The organism is Myceligenerans halotolerans (genome assembly GCF_054782975.1).
In genome coordinates, this window is record NZ_BAAGRL010000022.1 from 43,806 (window position 1) to 66,229 (window position 22,424).

The 22,424-nt window shown below is 72.5% G+C and carries 16 protein-coding genes; 4 read left to right on the top strand and 12 right to left on the bottom strand.

Annotation, left to right across the window (positions count from 1 at the left end; all coding sequences use genetic code 11):
* Nucleotide 1 precedes the first annotated feature (1 nt).
* The 10 genes from nagB to ACYVK5_RS15165 all read right to left on the bottom strand — a co-directional run bounded on the left by nagB (nt 2) and on the right by ACYVK5_RS15165 (nt 13,365).
* Nucleotides 2-781, bottom strand: coding sequence for a glucosamine-6-phosphate deaminase (gene nagB, locus ACYVK5_RS15120; RefSeq protein ID WP_460706397.1), 780 nt, complete (start codon nt 779-781; stop codon nt 2-4).
* Complete coding sequence (locus ACYVK5_RS15125; RefSeq protein ID WP_460706399.1) at nt 769-1,899, bottom strand: ROK family protein; 1,131 nt, start codon at nt 1,897-1,899, stop codon at nt 769-771. Before ACYVK5_RS15125 ends, nagB begins: the two co-directional genes overlap by 13 nt.
* Nucleotides 1,899-2,732: a carbohydrate ABC transporter permease gene (locus tag ACYVK5_RS15130; protein ID WP_460706401.1), complete on the bottom strand. Its 834-nt coding sequence runs from the start codon at nt 2,730-2,732 to the stop codon at nt 1,899-1,901. Before ACYVK5_RS15130 ends, ACYVK5_RS15125 begins: the two co-directional genes overlap by 1 nt.
* Before the next feature lie 92 nt (nt 2,733-2,824).
* Nucleotides 2,825-3,781, bottom strand: a complete 957-nt coding sequence (locus ACYVK5_RS15135) for a carbohydrate ABC transporter permease (RefSeq protein WP_460706403.1) — start codon at nt 3,779-3,781, stop codon at nt 2,825-2,827.
* 106 nt (nt 3,782-3,887) lie between these two features.
* Nucleotides 3,888-5,180 (bottom strand): extracellular solute-binding protein, encoded by a 1,293-nt coding sequence (locus tag ACYVK5_RS15140; protein ID WP_460706405.1) that lies wholly within the window; start codon nt 5,178-5,180, stop codon nt 3,888-3,890.
* Between the two features lie 77 nt (nt 5,181-5,257).
* Nucleotides 5,258-6,403: an ROK family transcriptional regulator gene (locus ACYVK5_RS15145; protein WP_460706407.1), complete on the bottom strand. Its 1,146-nt coding sequence runs from the start codon at nt 6,401-6,403 to the stop codon at nt 5,258-5,260.
* A 73-nt stretch (nt 6,404-6,476) separates the two neighbouring features.
* Complete coding sequence (locus ACYVK5_RS15150) at nt 6,477-7,805, bottom strand: extracellular solute-binding protein (RefSeq protein ID WP_460706409.1); 1,329 nt, start codon at nt 7,803-7,805, stop codon at nt 6,477-6,479.
* A gap of 243 nt (nt 7,806-8,048) precedes the next feature.
* Entirely contained in the window at nt 8,049-8,450 is a 402-nt protein-coding gene (locus ACYVK5_RS15155; protein WP_460706411.1) for a RidA family protein, read from the bottom strand.
* Nucleotides 8,451-8,467: 17 nt separating this feature from the next.
* The gene (locus ACYVK5_RS15160; RefSeq protein ID WP_460706413.1) at nt 8,468-9,673 is read right to left on the bottom strand and encodes an alanine racemase; all 1,206 of its coding nucleotides are present in this window, start codon (nt 9,671-9,673) and stop codon (nt 8,468-8,470) included.
* 17 nt (nt 9,674-9,690) lie between these two features.
* On the bottom strand, nt 9,691-13,365 hold the full coding sequence (locus tag ACYVK5_RS15165) for a family 20 glycosylhydrolase (RefSeq protein WP_460706415.1): 3,675 nt from the start codon (nt 13,363-13,365) through the stop codon (nt 9,691-9,693).
* 104 nt (nt 13,366-13,469) lie between these two features.
* Here ACYVK5_RS15165 and ACYVK5_RS15170 point away from each other — a divergent pair, with 104 nt between their 5' ends.
* Nucleotides 13,470-14,144: a haloacid dehalogenase type II gene (locus ACYVK5_RS15170; protein ID WP_460706417.1), complete on the top strand. Its 675-nt coding sequence runs from the start codon at nt 13,470-13,472 to the stop codon at nt 14,142-14,144.
* A gap of 11 nt (nt 14,145-14,155) precedes the next feature.
* On the opposite strand, the gene ACYVK5_RS15175 is transcribed toward ACYVK5_RS15170, so the two are convergent.
* A complete protein-coding gene (locus tag ACYVK5_RS15175; protein ID WP_460706419.1) occupies nt 14,156-15,145 on the bottom strand; it encodes a L,D-transpeptidase family protein in 990 nt (329 codons plus the stop codon).
* A gap of 235 nt (nt 15,146-15,380) precedes the next feature.
* On the bottom strand, nt 15,381-17,276 hold the full coding sequence (locus ACYVK5_RS15180) for an HNH endonuclease signature motif containing protein (RefSeq protein ID WP_460706421.1): 1,896 nt from the start codon (nt 17,274-17,276) through the stop codon (nt 15,381-15,383).
* A 610-nt stretch (nt 17,277-17,886) separates the two neighbouring features.
* Between ACYVK5_RS15180 and ACYVK5_RS15185 the strand changes: the two genes are divergently transcribed.
* The 3 genes from ACYVK5_RS15185 to ACYVK5_RS15195 all read left to right on the top strand — a co-directional run bounded on the left by ACYVK5_RS15185 (nt 17,887) and on the right by ACYVK5_RS15195 (nt 22,409).
* Nucleotides 17,887-19,497 (top strand): TROVE domain-containing protein, encoded by a 1,611-nt coding sequence (locus ACYVK5_RS15185; protein WP_460706423.1) that lies wholly within the window; start codon nt 17,887-17,889, stop codon nt 19,495-19,497.
* Between the two features lie 134 nt (nt 19,498-19,631).
* Nucleotides 19,632-22,193: a glycoside hydrolase family 9 protein gene (locus tag ACYVK5_RS15190; RefSeq protein WP_460706424.1), complete on the top strand. Its 2,562-nt coding sequence runs from the start codon at nt 19,632-19,634 to the stop codon at nt 22,191-22,193.
* A 63-nt stretch (nt 22,194-22,256) separates the two neighbouring features.
* Nucleotides 22,257-22,409 (top strand): hypothetical protein, encoded by a 153-nt coding sequence (locus ACYVK5_RS15195; protein ID WP_460706426.1) that lies wholly within the window; start codon nt 22,257-22,259, stop codon nt 22,407-22,409.
* The last annotated feature ends 15 nt before the right edge of the window (nt 22,410-22,424 follow it).

Below are 22,424 nucleotides of genomic sequence, written 5' to 3' on the forward strand. Positions count from 1 at the left end.
GCTACAGAGCCTGCCAGTCCGGCTTATCCGCGTACGTCTGGCGGTAGTAGTCGGCGAGCTGGAGCCGGCTCGCCGCCGCGTCGTCGACGAGGACGCTCGCGTGCGGGTGCATCTGCATGATCGTCGCCGGCCACATGGCCGAGACCGGGCCCTCCACGAGCTGGTGGACGGCCTCCGCCTTCGCCCGGCCCGTGGCGAGCAGCACCAGGTGCTTCGCGGACATGATCGTCGCCAGGCCCTGCGTGAGGCAGTGCCGCGGCACTGCCTCGGCGGCGCCGCCGAAGAACCGGGCGTTGTCCTCGCGGGTCTGCCGGGTCAGCGTCTTGATCCGCGTGCGCGAGGCCAGGGACGAGCCCGGCTCGTTGAACGCGATGTGCCCGTCGGTGCCGATGCCGAGGAGCTGCAGGTTCACGCCGCCGGTCGCCGCGATGGCGGCCTCGTAGTCCGCGCACGCGCGGTCCAGGTTCTCGGCGTTGCCGTCCGGCCCCTGCACGGCGCCGGGCGCGAAGTCGACACGCGAGGCGATCTCCCGCTCGATGACGTTCCGGTACCGCTCGGGATGGTCGGCGGGCAGCCCGACGTACTCGTCGAGCATGAACGCGCGCGCGTGCGCGAAGGACAGCCCGTCCTTGTGGCGCCGGGCCAGCTCGTCGTACACCTTCAGCGGGCTCGATCCGGTGGCCAGCCCCAGCACGGTGCGGGGCCGCGCGGTCAGCAGCGCCTCGATCGAGTCGGCGGCCAGCCGCGCGAGCTCGTCGGCCGGTGCGATCACGACCTCCATGTCAGTGTCCCTTTCGTCGTCGTGCCCGCCAGGGCCGCCGGTTCGGCAGCCTCCGCATCCTCCGCGGCTACCGTCTGCCCGGCGCCCTGCGGGACGGGCCGGTCCTCCTGCCTGCCCAGCACCGCCGCGCCGACGGCGGCGACGGGCACGTCCGACGGTGCCAGCGTGACACGTTCGGGCAACCCGAGCGACGCGAGGAAGGGTGACGCCTCCGCCTGCTCCCGCAGGGAGTCGCGCACGACGTCGAGCAGCGGCTGCCCGAGTTGCGCGACGCCGCCGCCGAGCACCACGTAGTGCACGTCGACGGTCAGCACGAGCAGGCGCACGGCCGCCGCGACGGCGTCGGCGAACCGTTTCCGCACGCGGATCGCCTCGGCGTCACCGGCATCGGCCGCCTCGAAGAGCTCCACCGGTGACGGCTTGCCGTGCCGTGCCGGCCACGCGGCGGCCAGCGCGGTGCCCGACACGAAGGTCTCGATGCAGCCGCGCTGCCCGCAGGAGCAGTCGGGACCCGCGGGATCGACGGGCACGTGCCCGATCTCCCCGGCGGCGCCGCTCACGCCGCGTCGCAGACGGCCGTCCATGACGAGGCCCGACGCGACGCCCGTGCCGAGCGCGAGGAACGCGAGGTCCTCGTGGTAGACGGAGGCGGGCGCGCCGGGTGCCAGCGCGGCGCCCGCGCCGTCGTCGGACCCGGTCGAGCCCTGGCGTTCGAGCACGTGCGCGGCGCCGACGGCGGCGACGTTGAGGTCGTTCTCGACGACGACGGGGATGCCGCCGAGCGCGGCGGACAGCCGCTCGGCGAGCGGCAGTTCGTCGCCGACGCCGAGGTTGACCGCGTGCTTCACGGTGCCGGCCCGGGCGTCGACGATGCCGGGGATGCCCAGCCCGACGCCCCCCACGACGGCCAGGCCGAGACCGGCGGCGTCCACGACGTCGCGCACGGCGCGGGCGGCGGACCGCACGACGCCCTCGGGCCCGAGCTCGGTGGCCAGGCGGGTGGTGGCGACGAGGCCGCCGTCGGCGTCGAGGAGCGCGCCGAGGATCTTGGTGCCGCCGATGTCCAGGCCGACGGTGTGCGCCGCCGCCCCGGACCGGTTGGTGCTCGTGTTCGTCATCAGCCTTTCACCGCGCCGGCGACCAGGCCACCGGACATCCGGCCCTGGACGATGAGGAAGAAGATCACGGCCGGGATCGCCACGAGGACCGCGGCGGCCATGACCGCGCCCCAGTTGGTGGCCTGCGTGACCATGAGGAAGGTACGCAGCCAGAGGGTCAGGGTCATCGCGTCGGGGCGCTGCATGATGACGAGCGCCATGATGAACTCGTTCCACGCGTTGATGAACGCGAAGATGCCCGTGGCCACGAGCCCGGGCGCGAGCAGCGGGAACGTGACGCGCCAGAACGCCCCGGCCGGCGAGCAGCCGTCGATCTGGGCGGCCTCCTCCAGCTCCTTCGGCACGCCCGCGACGAAGCCGCGCAGCGTCCAGATGGTGAAGGGCAGCACGCCCGCCACATACACCATGGAAAGGCCGATGATCGTGTTGATCAGCGCCCAGCCGTCGATGATCCGGAAGAGGGAGATGATCATCGCCTCGCCCGGGATCATCTGGATCACGAGGATGAGGATGATGAAGGTGCGCCGCCCCTTGAAGGTGAACCGCGTCAGCGCGATCGACGCGACGAAGCCGATCACCAGGCACACCACGAGGGTGAGGAAGGTGGCGCTCATCGAGTTCAGCACGGCGGGCCCGAACGGCGCGCGCTCCTCGCTGAACATCGCCGAGCGGTAGTTGTCGAGCGTGAAGACGTCCGGCGTCGGGAAGAACGAGATCTCCTCGCCGCGGATCTGGTCGTTCGGCAGGAAGGACGTGTTCAGCATCCAGTAGACGGGGAACACGAACAGCGCGAAGACGACGCCGGCGACGAGCCCCCACCCGGCGTCCTTCACGCGTCTGGCGGGTGACCTGCGAACCTTCGTGCTGGGTGCAGCGCTCCCAGACCTGCGCGGTGGAGCCGCCGGCTCCGCCAACCTACCCCGGCTCACAGTTCTTCCTCCTTGATGGTGCGGCGCACGTAGTAGACCGACAGCAGCAGCATGATCGCGACGAAGATGAACGCGATGGCGCTGGCCGTCCCGAAGTGCCCCTGTCCCATGCCCATCTGGTAGATGTACACGCCCATGGTGCTGGTCTTCTCGCGGTCGCCGCCGATGTCCTGCAGCGCGTAGACCTGGGGGAAGACCTTGAGGTCCCAGATCATCGAGAGCACGATGAGCACCGTGACGATGGTGCGCACGTACGGCAGCATGACGAGCCGGAAGCGCGCGAACGCGCCGGCGCCGTCGAGCTGGGCGGCCTCGAGCACCTCCCCGGGGATCTGCGACAGTCCCGCGTACATCGTGAAGGCGATGAACGGGATGGCGCCCCAGACGATGATGAAGGTCAGGATGGTGAAGAAGCCGAGCGGGTCGAGCAGCCAGGAGTGACCGAACCAGCGGTCCCCCGTGATCCTGGTGAGCACGTTGTTCACGAGGCCGTACTCGGTGTCGAAGATCCAGCCCCAGATCGTCGTCGAGCTCAGGGGCGGCATCGACCAGGCGAGCAGCAGGCCGACGGCGACCAGGAGCCGCATCCCCTTGCCGAGGCGCATCATGAGCAGCGCGATGAGCGTGCCGAGCACCATGGTCAGCGTCACGGCGACGACCATGAACAGGATGCTGCGGCCCAGGACGGCCCAGAAGCCGCTGTCGGTCAGGATCGCGACGTAGTTGTCGAAGCCGACCCACTCGGCAGGCATGCCCATGACCTGGGCGCGCTCGTACTCCTGGAAGGACATGATCAGCATCCGCACGACCGGGTAGCCGGTCAGGACGCCGAGGATCAGGATCGACGCGGACAGCAGGAGCCAGGGGACGGTGGGGAGGCGCCGGCGACGGGGACGCGACGGCGTGGGCGCCGGCGCGGGTGGCGCCGCGGCTTCGGTGGCGAGGGAGCTCATGGCCTTCCGATCACGAACGGGATGGCAAGCAGTGGGGCAGTGTGACGGTCCCCCGCCCGGGCTCCGGGGCTGCCGGGCGGGGGACCGCGAAAGGTGGGCTGCTGGGTCAGCCGTTGAGGATCGACTCGATCTCGGCGTCGAGGTCGGCCGCGACCTGCTCCACGTCCTCACCGTTGGCGAGGCGCGTGAACTGGGTCTGCAGCACGGTCTGCGCCTCGACGTCGGCCCACTTCGGCGTGGCCGGGGTGAGCTTCGCGGTGGCCGCGGCCTCGACGCCCGCCGCGCCGATCGAGTTGTCCTGCGGGACCTCACCGGCCAGGGAGACCTTCGCGGGGATCAGGCCGATCCCGGCCAGGGTCGACTGGTACTCGTCGCTCAGCATGATCTTGAGCGCCTCGTAGGCCAGGTCACGCTGCTCGGACTTCTGCGCGATGGCGATGTTCGAACCGCCGGCGAACACCTGGGCGGCGCCGCCGTCCTTGCCCGGCAGGGCGAACGCCTCGAGGTCGCCGCCGTACGTCGACGCGCAGCCCGGCACGCCGTCCTCGGTCTCGGGCTCCTCGGGAGCGTTGATGGACCACTGGATCCACGTCGGGGCGGAGAGGTAGCCGATCTTCCCCTCGCAGAACGGCACCTGCAGGTCGGTCTCCTGCCCGTCCTTCGGCGCGTTCGACGCGTTGACCATCAGGTCCTGGATCTGGGTCATGCCGGCGATGCCGCCCGGAGTGGAGAAGCCCGCCTCCCAGGTGCCGTCGTCGGCCTGCTCGGCGATGTAGCCGCCGTTCTCCCAGATGAAGGGCAGGGCGTTGTACCAGTCCTGGCCCGGCCACCACACGCCGGAGAACTTGCCCTCCGCGTAGAGGTCCTTCGCGGTGTCCACGTACTCGTCGAGCGTGGTCGGCGCCTCGTTGTCGACGAGCTGCGGGCTGTAGAACACCGCGCGCGATCCCGCGTAGTAGGGCATCGCGTAGTGCGCGCCCTCCCAGTCACCGGCCTCGACGAACCCGGGGAGCAGGTCGCCGCCGCCCAGTTCCTCGAACTCCTCGGCGGTGATCTCGCTGAAGTAGCCCGACGACGTGAACGCCGAGGCCTGCGTGTTACCGACCTCGACCACGTCCGGGGCGTCCGAGCCCGCGAGCGCCGTCGTGTACTTGTCGACGAGGCCGTCCCAGGACTGCTCCTCGATGACGAGCGTGGAGCCCTCGTTCTGCTCCTCGAAGGTCTCCTTCAGATAGTCGCGGGCCTCGTCGGGCGTGTCGGTGCCGACCAGCCAGACGCGGACCTCGCCGGTGCTCGGGCCGCCGTCGCCGTCGCCGGCTTCGGCGCCGGACGAGCACGCGCCCAGTGCCATGGTCATGGATGCCGCCGCCGTGATGGCGACGAGACGGTTCTTCCTCACGAAGTTGTTCCTCTCGGTCTTGCCTGTGATGTCGGTGCGGTGTCTTGCCGCGCCCGCCCGTGACCACACCCGTGTGTTCACGACACCCCCAGCTGAGCGGACAGGACCAGGACGGCGGCGCCGAGGAGCACCACGTCCTGGCCGAGAGACGACATCCGGAGCTGGAGGCCGGCGCTGACCGCCGGCATGGTCCGCTTCTGGAGCGTCTCGTGCGCTGCTTCCCGCAGGGGTCCGTCGAGCAGGTCCGCAGGACCGCTCAGCAGCACCTCGGCGAGGTTCAGCGCGCTGACGACGGGTGCCAGGGTCGTTCCGAGCACCCTTCCGACTTCCGCGAGGTCGGTGTCAGCAGTTGTGGGGTCCTTGCCCTCGACGGCGCTGCGGAGAGCGCGGGTGGACAGGACGGTTTCGAGGCAGCCTCGGCGGCCGCAGGCGCACAGTTCGCCGTCGTCGACGGCGGTGGTGTGCCCGAGCTCGCCGGCGGCGAAGCGCAGGCCGTGCACCCGGATGCCGTCGACGACGATCCCGGCGCCGACGCCGAGCCCGACGAGCAGGAGCAGCATTCCGGAGGCGGCGCCGCCGTAGGTGAACTCTCCGAGTGCGGCCGTGTTGGCGTCGTTCGCGACCTGGACGGGCAGGCCGATCCGGTCGGTGAGGATCTCGGCGAGCGGGACGTCGTACCAGCCGCGGTTCGGCGCTTCGATGACGCGGCCGTGATCGTCGATGACGCCGGGCGACCCGACGCCGATGCCGAGCACGGGGCAGGTGGCCTGGGCGACGAGGAGGCGCGCGAAGCGGGCGACCAGGTCGGTGAGCTCCTCGCCGGTGCGGCCGTCGACGTCGAGGGTGCGGCGCTCGACCACCTGGCCGGTCAGGCTGATCACGGCGCCGCGCATCTGGGCGGCGTCGGTCAGGTCGAGCGAGACGATCTGGAACGCGTCGCCACGCAGGCCGACCAGGATCGCGGGCTTCCCGACGCGCTGGCCGGGCCGGGTGCCGAGCTCCTCGACGAGGCCCTCGGCGATGAGCACCGAGACGAGGTCGGAGATGGTGACGCGGGTGAGGGCGGTGGCTCGCGCGAGGTCGGCCCGCGAGGTGGGGCCCTCGTGGAACAGGTGCTGGAGCACCAGCGAGCGATTGTGCGCCCGGGCGTGCTCGGGGAGCACCTTGGAGGTGGCGCGGAGGCGCGCCCCCACTCTTCCGCTGCTTCGTGTCGTCGTCGCCATGTTTGTTAGTACACCTGATTAACGCCGTGGTGTCCATCACGAAGGGACGCCGTTACCCGACCGTTACCGGATCTCACCCGGCGGTGCGCCAGTTGAGCATCGACTCGATCTGGGCGTCGAGGTCCCTCGCGACCTCGGCGGGGTCGGCCCCGGAGGCCAGCCGGGAGAAGGCCGCCGGGATGATCCCGTGGTCCTCGATGTCGCCCCACTTGGGCGTGGCCGGGGTGAGGCGCGCCCGCCGGGCGGCGGCGACGCCCGCCGCGGCGATCGGGTCGGACTGGTCCACCGCGTCCGACAGCGACAGGCGCCCCGGGATCAGGCCGTTCTCGGCCAGGATCGACTGGTACTCGTCCCCGAGCATGATCCGCATGACGTCGTACACGAGCTCGGGGTTCGCGGAGTCCTCGGCCATCGCGATGTTCGACCCACCCGCGAACACGGGAGCCACCTCGCCCGGCTCGCTTCCCGGGAGCGGGATCGCCCTCAGGTCCTGCCCGTAGGTCGAGGCACAGCCCGGCATGGCGTCACCCTCGGGTTCCTCCGGCGCCTCGATCTCCCACCGCAGCCACGTCGGCGCCGAGACGAAGCCCACGATCCCCGCGCAGAACGGCACGACCAGGTCCGTGCCGTCGTCCCCGGCCGGGGCGTTGGAGGCCGACACCATGAGCCGCTGCACCTGCCGCATGCCCTCGATACCGCCGGGCGACGAGAAGCCCGCGTCCCACGTGCCGTCGTCGCGCTGCTCGGCCACGTAGCCACCGTTCTCCCAGATGAACGGCAGCGCGCTGTACCAGTCGCGTTCGGGCAGCCACATGCCGGAGAACTCCTTGGTCCGCATGCCGACGGCCGTGTCCACCAGTTCGTCGAGCGTCTCCGGGACCGGGCGGTCGCCGAGCAGGCGCTCGGAGTAGAAGATCACCCGCGAACCCGCGTAGTACGGCAGCGCGTAGCGCACGCCGTCGTAGGTGCCGGCCTCCACGAAACCGGGCAGCAGGTCGTCGCCGCCCAGTTCCTCGTACTGCTCCGGCGTGATCGGCGCGAGGAGACCTCCGGCGTCGAGCGCCGACGCCTGGGTGTTGCCCATCTCGACGACGTCGGGCACCACCCGGTGCGACCCGCCGCTCAGGCGATCGGTCAGCACCTCGACCAGCCCGCTCCACGGCTGCCGCTCCACCAGCAGTTCCACATCAGGGTGTTCCTGCGCGAACGCGGCGGTCAGGTGGTCGATCGCCGCCTCCGGCGTGTCCTGGCCGGCCAGCCACACCCGCACGGTCGCGGGCTCCCGGTCCCCGGACGCGCTCGGCTCGCCGCCCGCACCTCCGGGCGAACAGCCCACGAGGACCGACATCGCGGCAGACACCGCGGCCGTCGCGGCGGCCAGGAGACAGATGCTCTTCTTCATGCGGGGACCCTTCCGACGGGCCGGCGCACCACGCCGCCGGCATCGGCTCCCCTGTGCGCCGACTCGTAAGTTAGGTCCCCTACTGAACCTCTTCGGGCGCGCGAAGTCCAGCGATCACGGCGGGATGGGCCCGCACTTCACCCGCTCGCACGAGGTTTCCGGCCCGCGCATGAGCTTGCCGCGCATCGCCCGGGAAGGGCCGTAGGGAAGCTCATCCCTGGGTCGGGAACCTCGTGCCCATGGTCAGCCCGTGACCGCCAGGGCGTCGATCTCCACCAGCATCTCCGCACGCGGGAGGCCCACCATCACGGTGGTGCGGCTCGGCAGCACGCCGGACGGGCAGCGCTCCGCCACGAACGCGGCGTAGGCCTCGTTCATCGCGGCGAAGTCGTCCCGCGAGGTGAGGTACACGCGCAGCATGACGACATCGTCGAACGTCGCGCCCGACGCCTCCACGATCGCGGCCACGTTCTCCAGCGTGCGCGTGGTCTGCGCGGCGACGTCGCCCGCGTACAGGTACTCCCCCGTCGCCGGGTCCACGGGGCCCTGCCCGCTCACCTGCACGAACGGGCCCTTCCGCACGGCCTGGCCGTAGCTGGCGGCGGGCGCGGGAGCGGAGTCGGTCCGGATGGCTTCCTTGGTCATGGGTCTCTCTCCCCGTGTCAGTGGAACGTGAGTTGCAGCGGCTCGACGATCTCGTCGCCGTCCACCAGATACGCAGTGCGGTACAGCTGGAACGTGGTGCACGGGTGCGAGATGCCGAAACCGACGACGTCGCCCGGGCGGATCTCCCTCGCGGCGGCCGACCCGACCCGGACGAAGGCGTGCTGGTCGTTCAGCGCGGTGACCTCGCCCCAGCCGGCGGGCAGGTCGCGCGCCGGACCGAGGCGGCCGTCGTCGTCCACGGTACGGACCGTGAGCGGCGTCGGCAGGTCGATGTCCGACGACGCGTCGCGCCGCCCGACCGCGCAGATGACCAGGCCGGGCTCCGGCGTCGACAGCACCTGGCCCCACACCGTCAGCGCCGGGCGCAGCGGGCCGGCACCCAGCCGGCGCCACGGGTCGGTGCGCTGGTAGTGGCCGTGGTCGTGGGCGACGTACGCGCCCGAGCGCAGCACCACGCGCGTCGCCACCGCGGCCCCGGCCGGGTCGGTCAGCGGCTTGGTCAGCTCGCGAAGCACGACGTCGGCGAACGCGCTTCCGCCCGCGCTGAGCACCACCTCGCCGTCGACGAGGCCCGCGAGCCGGGCGCCCGCTGCGCGCAGGTCGGCGCACCAGCCGGCCACCGCCTCGAGCTCCGCGTCGCCGGCCCCGACCGCCACCGGACCCTCGTACCCGGCGACGCCGACGAGCCGCAGACCCGCACTCGTCACCTCCCGGGCCAGGGCCGCGACCTGGGCGATCGACCGCACCCCGGTGCGTCCGTCCGGCACGCCGACCTCGACCAGCACGCCGAGCCGCTCGGGGAACACCGCCTCGGCGAACGCCGCGTCCAGGAGCGCGACGCCCTCGGACGAGTCGACGTATACCCAGACCTCCTCGACGTCGCCCGCGTCCAGCGCGGCGCGCAGCCAGCGGATCTCGCGCGGGTCGGTGAGCTCGTTCGCCAGCAGGACCCGGGTACGCAGACCCACCTTGCCCCACCAGACGACCTCCCGGAGCTGAGCAGGGGTGGCCACCGTGGCGCCCCAGGTGCCGGCTGCCGCCTGGCGCCGGTAGATCCCGGTGGACATGTGCGTCTTCACGTGCGGCGCGAACTCCACCCCCGCACCCGAGAACACCTCGGCCACGCAGGCGATGTTGTGCTCGAGCGCCGCCTGGTCGACGGTCAGCAGCGGCCAGGACAGCGAGAAGTCGTCGATGCGCACGGGGACATCCTGCCGGATCATCGCCCCCGCACGGGGCGCACGGGCCGCGCGGGCCGCACCGGGCGGCCCGGGGTCGCTTTCGTCAGGTGGCCGTCCGAGAGTACCGGGACGCCGCCGACCAGGACGTCGTCGATGCCCGAGGCGACCACGCGCGGGAGGTCGTAGGTGGCACGGTCGCGGATCGTGTCCGGGTCGACCAGGACGACGTCGGCCACGGAACCGGCCGCGAGCGACCCGCGCCCGGCGAAACCGAAGCGGCGGGTCGCCCGGCCGGACAGGTGCTCCGCGGCGTCGTGCCACGACCAGTCCCCGGAGCCGACTCGCTCGCCGAGCATCCGCGCGAACGCGCCCCAGCCGCGCGGGTGCGGGCGCCCGCCCAGGTAGATCGCGTCCGACCCGCCCAGATGCGCGGCATGGTTCGCGAGCGCCCGCACCGACTCGGCGGAGTTCGTGGGCGGCTGGGCGAACACGCACGTGGCGCGCAGCCCGGTCGCCACGAGGATCTCGATGACGGCGGCGGCGGGGTCGAGCCCGAGCAGGCCCGCGACGTCGGGCAGCGTGCGCCCCTCCGCCCAGGTGAGGTTGCGCCGCCCCTGGTCCGGCACGGACGCGAACGTGACGCGCGGCCAGAGCTCCGCCAGCCCCGCGAAGTGCTCGCGCCGCAGCCGCGCCACCACCGCCGGGTCCCGCAGCGCGGCCACCGTGGCGTCCGGGTCCGCGAGCGGCAGCCAGGACGGCAGCGAGACCATCGACAGGATCGAACATCCCCGCAGGTAGGGGTAGGAGTCGAAGGTGAGGTCGAGGCCGGCGTCCCGCGCCTCGTCGACGTACCCGGTCAGCTCGGCGGCGGGCCCGTGGTAGTGCGACACATGGGTGGCGACGCCGGACGCCCGCGCGATGCGCACCAGCTCGGCGAACCCGTCACCGGCCTTGTCCTCGTACCCGCGCATGTGGCTGACGTGCGGCAGGCCGCGCTTCGCGACGACCTCCGCGAGCGACACCAGTTCCCGTTCGTCGGCGTACGCGCCGGGTACGTACTCGAGGCCGGTGGAGAGCCCGCAGGCGCCGTCGTCCAGCGCCCGGCGCAGGAGCGCGCGCATGCGCGCGAGGTCCTTCTTCGTGGCGCGCTTCGGGTTGTCCCCGAGCACCTCGTACCGGATGGTCCCGTGCGGGGCGAGGTACGCGACGTTCACCGGGACCGTGTCGTCGTAGCAGGCCAGGAGGTCGCGGACGCGGGGCCCGCGGTACTCCGGGTGGTCGCCGAGGATCGCGGCGAAGTACGCGGCGGGCCACATTCCGTCGCCGGGGGCGTACGAGACGCCGTCCTGCCCGGCCACGACCGTCGTGACGCCCTGCCGCAGGAGCGAGTGCTGCACGTCCGGATCGAACACGACGCCTTCGGCGTGCGAGTGCGCGTCGACGAGGCCGGGCAGCGCGATGCGGCCGTCGGCGTCGAGTACCCGGCCGTCGCTGGGCGACGGGCCGGCGCCGCTCCGCGTCACCAGCGCTATCCGCCCGTCGGCGAGGTGGAGGTCGGCGAGCTCGGACAGCGACCCGTCGGGCAGCGGCAGCCGCACCCCTCGGACCGTCGTGACGTGCTCGGTGCGCCGCCCGCCCCTGCGCGGGACGGAGCCCGAACCGGCCGATCGCGCCGCAGGTCCTGGCGCGGCAGATCGCACCGCGACCTGGCCGGATGCGATCAGGCCGGGCACGGCGGCCTGGTCGGGTTCCGGCTCGGCCGTGCCCCCAGGGCGGGCGAAGACGTCCGCGAACACACCCGCGGCGGGGCCGTGGAGCGTCGTCTCGGCCTCGCGCGCCGCGGCCATCTCGCGCGCCAGATCCCGGGGCGCCCCCGGCACGGCGGGCCGGCGCTGCCAGGGATGCGGGCCGTCGAGGGGGCGGTACTCGACGCCGTAGGCGTCGAGCCGTGGCAGGTGGTACTCGGCCAGTCGCTCCAGGAACTCCGCCGACGACGGCGTCCCGGGCGCGCGGTCGGCCGCCGGTGACCACAGCACCTCCGCCACCGCCGCCAACCGCGGGAACGTCGCGAAGTCGACGCGTCGCGCGGAGTCCAGGTGCTCGGTCCACACCTGCGCCTGCCCGCCGAGCAGCCGGCCGGGTGGGGCCCCGCCGACGACCGAGGCCGGGTCGCAGGACAGGACGTCCTCGGTGGTGCGGAGGAAGCCGACCGGGACCGGCTCGCCCGGGTGCTCGCCGCCGCGGTGGTCGAGGTACCAGGCGGCCTCGGGCGCGACGACGACGTCGTGCCCGGCGGCGGCCGCCCGCGCGGCGATGCTCGGGCTGCCCGCCCGCCAGGCCATGACCGCGACGTCGCGCGGCAGCTCGGGGCCGAACGCCTCGTCCCAGACGAGCGCCCGCCGCCCGAGGGACCGCACGTGATCGGCCAGCCGCGCGACGAACCAGCCGTGCAGGCGGGCGACGTCGGGGTAGGTGTGGTCGGTCTGTTGTCTGGTGGTCGGCTCGTTGTCCGTGCGGTCGGTCCCTCGGGGGACCGACTTCTCGACATCGGACCGACCACTCAGCGGGCCACCGAGCGCGGCGGCCCGGGCGCGGATCTCCGGCGACCGTTCCCAGCGGTCCGGCGGGACCTCGTCGCCGCCGAGGTGGATCCAGGGGGCGTCGAAGACGTCCGCGACCTCGTCGAGCACATGGCGGAAGAACGAGAGCGACTCGTCCGAGGGGTCCAGCACGTCCTCGCTGATCCCCCAGGTGGTGCGCACGCCGCGGCGGTCCTTGCGGGTCCCGAGGAACGGATAGGCGGCGGTGGCGGCCTCGACGTGGCCAGGGACGTCGATCTCGGGGACCACGGTGATCCCCCGGTCTCGCGCGTAGGCGACGATCTCGCGCAGGTCGTCCTGCGTGTAGAAGCCGCCGTGGGGTGTGCCGTCGCCGGTGCCGGTGCGCCACGTGCCGACCGTGGACTCCGCGCGCCACGCGCCCGCCTGCGTCAGCTCGGGGTAGCGGCGTACCTCGAACCGCCAGCCCTGGTCGTCGGTGAGGTGCAGCTGGAGCACGTTGAGCTTGTGCATTGCGGCGAGATCGACGAATCGCAGCACGTCGTGCTTGGGCAGGAAGTACCGGGCGACGTCGAGCAGGACGCCGCGATGGCCGAACCGGGGATGGTCGGTGACGGTGACGGCCGGGAGTTCCACTGTGTCCGACGGCGCCTCGTGGCCGGGCCCCGCGGTGGCGTGGCGCCGGGGCGCACGGCGGAACGCGCCCGGCCCGGCCAGCTGCCGCAACGTCTGGGCGGCGGCGTGCGCGCCGTCGGGATCGGCGGCCTCCACGTGCACGCGGCCCGGTCGGCGCGGCGGGGGCTGGTGAGCGGCAGGGCTCCGGCGGTGGACCGCGGGGCTCCCGGCGGTCTCGGAGATCTCCGCGGGTGTGCCGCGCCCGCCGACCGCGTCCGGGACGGCGGCGATCCTCAGGCGGTAGCCGCCCGGGGGCACGTCGCCCACCTGGACGAAAACCACGTCTGCGTCGCCCGCACCGCCGTCGTCGGGCATGAACTCGACGCCGAACGCCGCCTCCGTGACCCCGCGCCACCACCGCGCGGCGGGCCTGAGGGCCGCGTCCGCGGCGACCCGCGCCCCGTCACCGAGCGTGACCGTGCCGCTCCCGGTCTCCAGCGACACGGGTGCGGGCACGAGCCCGAGACGATCGTCGATCACGGAGTGCAACCCTAGCGCCGTCCCCCCGCGCACTCGCATCGCAGCGAACGTGGTGATCGAGTCGTGGGCTTGCCCGGCCCGTCGCGCGGCGGAAGGATCGTGACATGGCGAAACGTCCTCAGGTCATCGCGTTCGACGTCATCGAGACGCTGTTCCCGCTCGAGCCGGTCCGCCGGCGGCTGATCGACGCCGGGCAGCCGGGTCACGTGCTGGAGCTGTTCTTCTCGCGCCTCCTGCGGGACGGCTTCGCCCTCGCGGCCTGTGGCAGCTACCGCCCGTTCGGCGACGTCGCCGCCGACGCCCTGCGATCGGCCACGTCGCCCGCGCTGGACGACGAGGCGGCCGGCGTCGTCCTCGCGGGATTCGCCGAGCTCGACCCCCACCCCGACGTCCTGCCCGCGGTCCGCCTCGCCCGGGACGCCGGCCTCCGGCTGGTGACGCTGACCAACGGTTCGGCGCGGAACACCGCCCGGCTGCTGCGGCGTGCCGGCCTCGACGACGACATCGAGCAGGTCCTCTCGGTCGACGACGTACGGCGGTGGAAGCCCGCACCGGAGATCTACCGCCACGCGGTACACAGCACGGGGGTCGAGCCGGGGCAGGTCGCCCTGGTGGCCGCGCACGCCTGGGACACCCATGGCGCTCATCGCGCCGGCCTCACCACGGGCTGGGTGGCCCGCCTCGACGACCAGTTCCCGGACATCTTCGCGGCCCCGGACGTCGTCGGCCGCGACCTCGTCGAGACGGTCCAGGGTCTCCTGGCCCTGCCGATCGACTGAACCGTGCCGCGTCAGTACACGTGGACCGGGGTGCCGATGGGAGCGCCCCAGGACCAGATCCAGTCCATTGCGGCGTTGGACACGCGGATGCAGCCGTGCGAGGCCGGGTAGGCGGGGATCGACGGCGAGCCGTGCACGGCGATGCCGCCGTTGAAGTACTTGGGCCGGTACATGTTCCCCAGGTCGAGGGACGACTCCCGGACACCGTCCACCTGCCGGTACATGGCGTAGCTGCCCGTGGGGGTGTGCGCCACGTACCGGGCGCCCAGGGCCTCGTAGCTCTCGCCGTTGCCCGACGACGCGTTGAACGTCCGGATCACCTTGCCGTTCTCGACGACGAGCAGCACCTGCCGGGCGAGGTCGACCTCGATGCCGGTGCCGCCGAAACGCGAGACCGGGACCACGCCGTTGTCCAGAGCCTTCTTGGTGGCCGGTCCGGCCACCGCGTCCCGGCCCAGACCGGCGACCTTCTGGAAGGCGACCACCGCCTGCCAGGTCTCGCCGCCGTACACGCCGTCCGCGGACGTGACCTGATAGCCGAGCTCCCGCAGGCGCTCCTGCATCCGCGCCACGTGCTCGCCCTGCTCGCCGGACGAGATCTCGGCCAGGCGGGCCTCCCGCTCCGCCTCGGCCTTGGCCTCCGCTTCAGCCTTGGCTTTTGCCTCGGCCTTCGCCTTGGCCTTGGCTTTTGCCTCGGCCTTGGCCTTCGCCTCTGCCTTGGCCTCCTCGGCGGCCTTCGCGGCGGCAACCCGAGCCTCGGCGTCGGCGCGGCGCTCGGCGGCCTTCTCCTGCTCGGCGGCGCGCCGCGCGTCCAGCGCCGACTCCAGGGAGGCGGCCGACATGGTGCCCCCCGTCGGATCGGTGCTGGTGGCCGACGGCGTGGCGGGTGCGTCTGCCCTGCTCTCCCGGGCCTCGCTGCTGCTGGCCGTGACGAGCGCGGCCGCCAGTGCCACCACACCCAGGGTGCCGATCGTCATCTTGCGTGTCGCGCCGTCGTCCATGGCTTTCCGTTCTCTCGTGTGGCGGGCACGCCATCCGGCCCGCGGCCCGCCAGGCCGTCGTCGCCCGCCGTCGGCGCGTGTCTCCCCTGCTCAGGGTCGGCGCGTGCCGTTCTCCATGAGAGGAGACGGGTGGGATGCCCGGTTCGTTGCGCGGAAACGACACATCGTCACCGGACCGTGACCGAGGTCAGCCTCATACGGCGACCAGGAACGGGTCAGGGCGACCAGGAACGGATCAGAAGGGCACGGCGTCGTCCGGTCGGAGAGAGCCTGTGCTTCCGTTGTCGGTCCTGTTGCCGGGGACGCCTTGCTTCGGGATCTCGCGGGTGACGCCCTCCCTCGGGGTGTCGCGGGTGAGGTGTCCTTGCGGGTGGGTCGTGTATCGGCGGCCGGTGGGACTGGTCCAGGTGATGGTGCCGTCGGGCGCCAGATCCGAGGTCCAGCGGGTCTGGTGCTTGGTGATGTGGTGCGCCCTGCACAGGTGCACCAGGTTGTCGTGGTCGGTACGGCCCCCGTGGGCCCAGTCGGTGGCATGGTCGATGTCGCAGCGTTCGGCACGAGCGCTGCATCCGGGCCAGCGACAGGTCACATCCCGGAGCTTGAGGTATTCGCGCAGATCCGCGGGCACGGCGTAGGAGTCCCTGCCGACCGACACCACCGCGCCGGTCTCGGGATGCGTCAGCAGGCGCCGCAGGCTGGGTGCCTGCGCGATCAGCCGGGCAGCGGTCTCGTCGTCGACAGGGACCTGCCCGTCCAGCATCGCCGGTCCGGCACCCGGGTCGAGTTCCTCGTGGTGCAGGAGACCGGCAACGCGCAGCAGTGGCACGGTCACGTGCACCACGGGGCGGATCGACCGCGCCAGCGGCGCCAACCACATCCAGCCGTCGCGCTCGTCGGCGTGGAGGGCGTGACCGGGTGCGCTCCGCTCACGGTCCTCCTTCCCGTCGACGCTGCCGTCCCAGCCCTCGCCGCCGTCGCCGGCCCCGCCGCCGTGGTCATGAACGCGACAGGTCAGCGCTTCGTCGGTCCAAGGCGTTCCTGCGGGCACGCCGTCGCCGGTCACCCGGACGGGCACGTCGCCCGTCTCGGGGCCGGCCGTCGCGGAACCGGGCGTCGCGGCGAGGAGCAGCTCGGTCAGTGCGTCTGCCCGGAGCTGAGCGCGCGTGCGCGGGTCGCCGTGCTTGCGTGCCTGGTTCGCGGTGGTCCGCAGCCGGTCGTCGATCGCGTGAGCGGTCACGCTCGGCAGGAACGCTTCGAGGTGCGCCATGCCGTCGCCGACCTCCTCCAGGCGCACGAACCTGTGGTCGGCCGCCTTCTGGCACCGCACGTCCAGCGGTTCGCGATGGTGCTTCTCCCTGGCGTTGCGGGCACGACGACGCACCTGGCCAGGGGAGAGCACGCCGCCGGTGAACACCTGCGCGGGCGGGGGCGGCGGACCGTCCGCCTGCTCAGGATCCTCGACCACGGGAGGGTTCATCATCTCGTCGGTCACCTTGTCCGCGACCTCGGGATCCAAGCCCGCAAGCTGGGACGCCATCGCCCGGGCGTGGGCCAGGGAGATGCGTCCGTCCAACAACTCGTCGAGGACCCTCACCCCTGTCGAGGCGAGGATCTCGGCGTCGGTCAGCAGCCCTGCCGCGGATTGACCGGCCACCTGCATCACCGCACCCAGCTCCGCCGCCAGGCCGCGCCGGGCCAGGTTCTCCACCCACTCGGCCAGCGTGCCACGCCGGCCCTGCGCACGGGTCGCTTTGGCCGCCGCCTCGGTGTCGACCAGCGCGTCACGGGAGACCTGCTCGGCGATACGGCGTGCGCGCTCGACGGCGGCCATCATGCGACCTGACATCGCGGCCACCCGCGCCTCTGCTTCCGCCACGTCGTCCACCGCGCGAGCCAGATCCTCCAGCGTCGGAACCTCCGGCGTGGCGACCATGGCCGCGACACGCTTCGCGGGCTCGACCGGGCGACTGCTCATCGCAGCCAGCGCCACCGGCCCGGCCTCGCCGGCAGCAGTCCGCAGGGTCGTGTTGCGTGCCCCACGACCGCCGTCGGACACGGTCGCTACGGGCGCAGCACCACCGGCAGCGGCGTCCACGCCGCTCCACAGCAGACTTACCCGACGAAGCATCATGGTGCCTATTCTCGCATCATGAACTCGCACACGCATCCGCACATTTGAGGTTCCAGATAATCTGTGGACAACTTGCTGCATCGAAGATCTCGCCCACCCGCACCCCGGCACGGCGAGTCGCGGACAACGACCACCGGACCGGAAATAACGTCGCGGACGTCGTCGGCCCCGTTCTAGGCTCACGCCCGGACAACTGAACAACGGACGAGGTACCGGGCGGGCCGGAGACGGTCGGTTAACTCCTTGGTACTCAGGGTTGCGGGTTCGAGTCCCGCCGTCACTTCGGGTGGCGTAGCTCAACTGGCAGAGCATGAGTCGTCCCGGCGGTCGATCACACGCCCGCCCGGACCTCGTCGGAGCGGGCCGGAGCCGATCGGTTACCTGGCCATGGCAGTGCGGGTTCGAGCCCCGCGCCCGGTTCACCGGGTGTTCTGCCACCGCCCGGTTCGCCGGGTGTTCTACCACCGGTGGCGTCACACGCCCGCTCACCACCGGGGCGGTGGCGGGTGTCCATCACGGGACACCCCGCCACCGCCTCGGCATGTCCGCACCGAACAGACCGACCCGGCCACCGCCGTCGTCGTCCCCACGTACGAGGAGGGAAGTACCCATGGACATCCTGCGCGCCATCAGCCGCCGCCGGACCCCGCAGCACGAGCAGGCCTACGCCCGCCAGGAGCGGAACGTGGCCGGCGGGTACACCTTCGTGCTCGACGACGCCGCGCGGCTGCGCCGCTTCCTCACGCTCGGCGTCGAGGGCGGCACCTACTACGCCGCGCCTCGTGACCTCGCCCGGGACAACGCCGCGCTCGTGCTCCGCATGGCGGAGCAGGACCCGGAGACGCTGGTCCGCACCATCGTGGACGTCTCGACGCGCGGTGCCGCGCCCCGGCAGCAGCCGGCGCTGTTCGCGCTGGCCGCGGCGACGTCGGTGCCGAGCAGTGCCCCGGCGGCTCTCGCGGCGCTGCCGCGCGTGGCGCGCACCGGTACCCACCTGTTCCAGTTCGCGGGCTACGTCGAGCAGTTCCGCGGCTGGGGTCGCGGGCTGCGCCGCGCCGTCGGCCGGTGGTACACGGACAAGGACGTGGCCGCCGTCGCCTACCAGGCGGTCAAGTACCGGCAGCGCGACGGGTGGTCGCACCGCGACCTGCTGCGGCTGGCGCACCCGGTCACCGCAGACCCGGCCCTGCGGGCCACGTTCGACTGGATCGCCCACGGCGCGACCGGTGACGCGACCCCGCGCCTGATCGAGTCGTTCGTGCGCGCGCAGGAGACCTCCGACGTCGCGACCTGGGCCGCGCTGGTGCGCGACGCGGGCCTGACCTGGGAGATGCTGCCCGATGCCGCGCTCGGTGAGACCGCGGTCTGGGACGCCCTGCTCGACGTCGGCGTACCCGCCACGGCGCTGATGCGCCAGCTCCCGCGGCTGACGCGTCTCGGCATGCTGCCCGCCGCGGGCGGGCGGACCGCCCAGGTGGCCGCGCTGCTGGCCGACCCGGAGCGGCTGCGCCGCGCCCGCGTGCACCCGGTGAACGCGCTGGTGGCGCAGCGGACGTACGCCTCGGGGCGGTCCGCACGCGGTGCCGGCACGTGGGAGCCGACGCCGGCGGTCGCCGACGCGCTGGATGCCGCGTTCTACGCGGCCTTCGGTGCCGTCGAGCCGTCCGGCACGCGGACGATGCTCGCCGTGGACGTGTCGGGGTCGATGGGCTTCACGACGATCTCGGGCCTGCCGATCACGCCCCGGGAGGCCGCGGCGGCGCTCGCGCTGGTCCAGCTCGCCACGGAACCGACGGCGACCGCCGTCGGCTTCACCGCGGACACCGGTGGCGGCGCGAACGGGTGGGGCCGTCCGCCCGCCCTGACGCCGCTGCGCATCTCGCCGCGTCAGCGGCTCGACGACGCCCTGCGCGTGGTCGACTCGCTGCCGATGGGGGCGACGGACTGCGCGCAGCCGATGCTGCACGCGACCCGCGAGCGCCTGGAGGTCGACACGTTCGTCGTCTACACGGACAACGAGACGTGGCACGGCGAGGTGCACCCGTACCAGGCACTGCGCGAGTACCGGGAGCGTTCGGGGATCGCGGCACGGCTCGTCGTCGTCGGCATGACGGCGACCGAGTTCTCGATCGCCGACCCGGCCGACCCGGGGATGCTCGACGTCGCGGGGTTCGACGCCGCGGTGCCGTCGCTGATCAGCGAGTTCGCCCGGGGGCTGTGAACGGGGCGCCGGCAGTGCCGGCGCCCCGCTAAACGTTTCGGCCCCCGGCCGTTCCTTGCCGCCCGCCGGACGGCTCACGAAAGTATCGGACGGACCTGCGTCGACGTGGACGCGGGCGGATCCGAGAGGTAGCCATGCATTCACGACCCAGCGCACGACGACGCGCGGCGGCCAGGGCCACCGCGCTCACGGCGACCTGCGCACTGCTCGCGGCAGGCGCCGCGGGTGTCGCCCCCGCGGCGTCCGCCGCCGGCGACCACAACTACGCCGAGGTCCTGCAGAAGTCTCTGTTCTTCTACGACGCCCAGCGTTCCGGCGACCTCCCCGACGACTTCCGCGTCAACTGGCGCGGGGACTCGGGCATGGACGACGGCGCCGACGTCGGGCTCGACCTGACGGGCGGCTGGTACGACGCGGGCGACCACGTGAAGTTCGGCCTGCCGATGGCCTTCTCGACGACGATGCTCGCGTGGGGCGCCATCGAGAGCCCCGGCGGTTACGCGGCGTCGGGCCAGGAGGACGAGCTCCTGGACTCGCTGCGCTGGGTGAACGACTACTTCATCAAGGCGCACCCCGAACCGAACGTGCTCTACGCCCAGGTGGGCGACGGCGACGACGACCACAAGTGGTGGGGTCCGGCCGAGGCCATGCAGATGGAGCGCCCGGCGTTCAAGGTCGACGCGTCCTGTCCTGGTAGCGACGTCGCGGGCGAGACGGCGGCCGCGATGGCGGCGTCGTCCATCGTGTTCTCGGACTCCGACCCCGCCTACGCGGCCGAGCTGGTCACCCACGCCGAGCAGCTCTACGACTTCGCGGACACCTACCGGGGCGAGTACTCGGACTGCGTCCCCGCCGGGAACTTCTACAACTCGTGGTCGGGGTACCAGGACGAGCTCGTCTGGGGCGCGTACTGGCTCTACGAGGCCACGGGTGACGCCTCCTACCTCGCCAAGGCGGAGGCGGAGTACGACCACCTGGGGACCGAGCCGCAGAGCAACACGCGCGCCTACCGCTGGACGGTCGCGTGGGACGACAAGTCCTACGGCTCCTACGCGCTGCTGGCGCGGGCGACCGGCGACCGGCGGTACGTCGACGACGCGAACCGGTGGCTCGACTACTGGACCACCGGGTACAACGGCGAGCGGGTGACCTACTCCCCCGGCGGGCAGGCACACCTCGACACGTGGGGGTCGCTGCGCTACGCCGCGAACACGGCGTTCGTCGCCCTGACCTACGGCGACTGGCTCGCGCAGCAGGGTGACACGCCGCGCGCGCAGGCCTACCACGACTTCGGCGTGGGCCAGATCGACTACGCGCTCGGCGACAATCCGCGGGGCTCGTCGTACGTCGTCGGGTTCGGCGAGAACCCGCCCCAGAATCCGCACCATCGCACCGCCCACGGGTCGTGGCTCGACTCCCTGAACGACCCGGCCGAGACGCGGCACACCCTCTACGGCGCCCTCGTCGGCGGCCCCGGTTCCCCCGACGACTCGTACACCGACGACCGTTCGGACTACGTGGCGAACGAGGTCGCCACCGACTACAACGCGGGCTTCACCTCGGCCGTTGCCTACCTGGTCGACGAGTACGGCGGCACGCCGCTCGCGAACTTCCCGCAGCCGGAGGCGCCCGACCAGGACGAGTTCTTCGTCGAGTCCAGCCTCAACCAGCCGGGTACCCAGTTCACCGAGATCAAGGCCATGGTGCGAAACCGGTCCGCGTTCCCCGCGCGGGTGCTCGACGACGTGCGGGTGCGCTACTGGTTCACCCTGGACGCGGGTGCGGACCCGTCCACGATCCAGGCCTCGACGAACTACAGCGAGTGCCCGGACGGCGCGGCGACCGTCGGACACGCCGGCGGGGACCAGTACTACGTGGAGATCGACTGCTCGGGTTCACCCGTGTACCCGGGCGGGCAGTCGCAGCATCGCCGCGAGATCCAGTTCCGCGTGACCGCCGACGTGTGGCACCCGAGCAACGACTGGTCGTACGCCGGGGTCGGCGACGACCCGGCCAAGAACGACCGGATCACCCTGTACGAGGGCTCCGAGCTGCTGTGGGGCTCCGAGCCCGGTACGGTCGAGCCCGACACGACGCCGCCCACGGTGCCGGGCACTCCCGTGGCCGACGACGTCACCGCGTACGGCGCGACCCTCACGTGGGCCGCCTCGACCGACGACGAGTCCGGCGTCGCCTCGTACGACGTGCGGCTCGACGGAGCGGTCGTGGCCACGACGGAGGACACGACGCACGAGCTGACGGGGCTGGACGCGGAGACCACCTACGAGGTCAGCGTCACCGCCACCGACAACGCCGGTAACACCTCACAGGCCGGCGGTGCGGCGACGTTCACCACCGACGAGGAGTCGGACCCGGGCGCCATCTCCTGTGCGGCGTCGTACAACCTCGTCAACCAGTGGAACAGCGGGTTCCAGGGTGAGATATCGGTGACGAACACCGGGACCGAGACGGTCGAGAATGTCGTCGTCACCTGGGAATTCACGAACGGCGAGGTCATTTCGCAGTCGTGGAACGGGACTGCCACGCAGTCCGGGTCGACCGTGACCGTCGACGCGCCGGGGTGGGCCCCCGACCTCGCGCCGGGCGCGACGTGGACGTTCGGCTTCCTCGCCTCGGGCTCCCCGGTGGCGCCGAGCGCCATCCTGCTCAACGGCACGCCCTGCACCATGGCGTGACGGCGGCCGGACGCACCGCTCGCCGTTCCCGGCTCCGATGTGCCCTGGGGCTGGGCGGGCGGCGTGAACCCGGAGGTCCCTGCCGACTGGGCTCCTGACCGCACCCGGCCGCTGTGCCCGTATCCGTCGGTCGCACGGTACGTGCGCGGCAACCCGGAGACCGCGAGCAGCTTCTTCTGGGTACCGCCCTTCGGCGGCCCGCGACGTGCGGGCTGACCAAGACACGGGCTC